The following is a 2,799-nucleotide window of genomic DNA, read 5'->3' on the forward strand; positions in this document are numbered from 1 at the left end:
ATCCATTGAAAAGGGTAAAGGGAACGCCATCCACGACGTACAAAGGAATCGTTCCGGCCCCTAAGGAACCCTGGCCGCGAATCTGAATACGAACGGCACTACCCGGTAAACCATTGTTCTGCGTAATCTGCATCCCCGAAATCCGGCCCTGTAACGCGACCAAAGGATTCGAAACGGGCTGTACGGCAATGTCTTTCGCCGTAATCGAGCTGACGGCTCCGGTATTAAAACGTTGTGTCGTGGTGCCATAACCAATGACGACTACATCGTTGAGGGAAGCGTCTTTTGGTTTCAGGTCGACTTTCAGGTACGACTGCGTTCCCAGACCTACTTCACGGGTTTCATAGCCGACATAGCTGAAAATCAGCGTGACACCCATATCCGGAGTCGTGATGCGGAATTCGCCCCGGTCATTCGTAACGGTACCCTGAGTAGTGCCTTTCACCCGAACACTTACGCCAATCATCGGCTGCTCGTTGTCGGCACTCAGTACCTGTCCGGAAATTTGCCGTTCCACCGTTGGGGCTGTCTCAGCCGCCGTATGAACCGCCGGTTTGATGATAATGAGATTGGAATTCGGTTGGTTGGTAAAGCTCAGACCAAGCGGGTAGAGGGCTTTGGCTAATACCTGATTCAGAGGTTCCTGTACGCTGGATAAAGTAACCTTCTGGTCGAGTTGAACCTGACTACTACTGTAGACGAATCGAACGTTCGCCTGGGTTTGCAGTTGTTGCAGCAGTTGCTTTAACGTAAGGTTCTGAGCCGAAATCGTTACCGATCGCTTCAAAACCCCCTGAGCGTAGTTATCATGAGCGAAAGCCATACTGGCCAGTAAGAGTACAAAGACGCACTGATAGACCGTAAACCGCATAATTTGATAGATAAAGACTTGGGGAGTAGACTTTTTTAGCATTAATTTGGTCAGGTTTTATTGTTCGAATAAGACAAAGGGGACCCTGATCCGCTCAAAAAGCGGAAGCTTGACAAGTGCCGGGGCCTATCGGGTCAAGGGTGGTGGTGCACTCTTGACCCTTTTTTAATGAAAAAACGGGGAGAAGATTAATTCATGCAGTAGTTAGCTAAGGTATTGAAAGTGAAAACAAAGGGGAGTTAATTACAGGATAAGCCCTTGAGCTCTACCTTCGAATCGGTAATCGCGTAGGTACCCCCAAATGTCTGGGTTAACACACCTAACGTATTCTCCAGGGATTGATCGGTCAGTTCGGCCGTAAACAGGCAGTTTTTCAGACGAGCCACATCATAGCTGATCTGCACATCAAACTTCTTTTCTATGCGTGCCAGCACTTCGGCCAGCGAACTGTCATTAAAATCCATATTGTACTCCGTTCCCTGACTATATTCCTGTTTTACGGGAGCGAATGCGGCAATATGCGTCGATTCAATTTTCTGCGTTTGCGGAGCGTAAACGGCCTTTTGACTAGGTGCTAGCGTTATCGTCTGGGCCGCCGTACTGACGGTTACTTTTCCCGTAAAAACAACGACTTCGGCCTGCTTATTCCGGCTTTTGATATTGAAACTGGTACCTAAAACTTTTGTGGTCATTTGTCCCGCATGAATAATAAAGGGGAATTCCGGATTTTTAGCTACTTCAAATAAAGCCTCTCCGTGTAGTCGAACCTCCCGAACGGCTCCGGTAAATCGGGAGGGATATTCGAGGCGACTGGAATCTTTCAACCAAACCAAACTTCCATCGGGTAGAATGACTTTTTTGATCTGATGCAGGTCTGCGTACGCGATTTGTGGTACAACGCGAGACCGATTCCATTGCCAGAACCCAAGACCCACGGCCAGCAGGAGTACAATCGAGGCGGCAATCTGAAACCGGGATCGCAATAGCCGTCGAACGGGTTTCTGCGGTTGAATTCGGTTATTCAGGGAACGCTGCATCCGGGTTTTAATCGCTTCCTGCTGAGCGGGCGGAATCTGATCAAACGAATGATCCGACAACGATTCTAACCATCGTTCGACAAGGGCGTATTCTTCCGGGTTACATTGTCCGAGCTGATATTTGGTTAACAATTCATCGAATCTGGACTCGTTCATAAAAGTCAAAGGTTGGATACAATAGATTCTATGGTTTTGTGAGGTATTGTCGAAAGCATATTTTACAATGCCTGTTTACTGTAATATCGCTTGGGGGACCTTTTACGCACAGTCCAAATGAAATTTTTTTGAAAAAAATTACCAAGGGGCAAATGGAGGTCTCTAAGAAGAGAAGAAGAAGCTTTACAGAGATGCCGAAAAAAGGTAAGTGAATGCCCAGAAAACCAGTACATCACCTAACTGAAGCTTCAGGTGAGCAACCGCTCGGGATAGGTAGTTTTCTACGGTTCGTTGGGAGATTTGGAGCTGGCTGGCAATTTCCAGGCTACTGAGTTGCTGCTTGCGGCTCAGCCAGAAGACTTCCTGGCATTTGTTGGGAAGCTCGGCGATAGCGGCCTCAATGCGTTGCTGCAAATCATCAACGGCCCAGCGTTCGTCCGTGGAATTATCCATTTGTCCCTGAACAAAGTGGGCGAAATGCTCGGCAAAGACCGATTTGACTTTCTCAGAACGGAAATAGGAAACGAGCTGCCGCTTGAGAATACTAAACAGATACAGCGATAGCGAATCAGTAATGGTGATGGATTGCCGGTTTTCCCACAAGACAATAAAGACTTCCTGTACTAACTCTTCCGTATCCTCCTGCGAGCGAATGCGGTTATATACGTAGGCGTACAGTTTACTCCAATACCGATCATACAGGGATGAGAACGCACTTTCATCTCCGTTTTGAAG

3 protein-coding genes are annotated in these 2,799 nt (G+C 47.7%); all 3 read right to left on the bottom strand.

The genetic code is table 11. The features are described 5' to 3' along the window. Window positions 1–913: carboxypeptidase-like regulatory domain-containing protein (locus ACOJTG_RS20035; protein WP_420155444.1), on the bottom strand; the 913-nt coding region annotated here is incomplete at its 3' end. A 197-nt stretch (window positions 914–1,110) separates the two neighbouring features. Beyond that, on the bottom strand, window positions 1,111–2,064 hold the full coding sequence (locus ACOJTG_RS20040) for a FecR family protein (RefSeq protein WP_420155445.1): 954 nt from the start codon (window positions 2,062–2,064) through the stop codon (window positions 1,111–1,113). Window positions 2,065–2,247: 183 nt separating this feature from the next. Next, a partial coding sequence (locus ACOJTG_RS20045; RefSeq protein ID WP_420155446.1) for an RNA polymerase sigma-70 factor occupies window positions 2,248–2,799 on the bottom strand: 552 nt, incomplete at its 5' end.

Origin of the sequence: Siphonobacter sp., assembly GCF_048595215.1 — a bacterium.
In the GTDB taxonomy this organism is placed as follows: domain Bacteria; phylum Bacteroidota; class Bacteroidia; order Cytophagales; family Spirosomataceae; genus Siphonobacter.

What these genes read in the sequence shown, in the direction of transcription:
- ACOJTG_RS20040 (WP_420155445.1), bottom strand. Translation starts at nt 2,064, where the DNA reads ATGAACGAGTCCAGATTCGATGAATTGTTAACCAAATATCAGCTCGGA.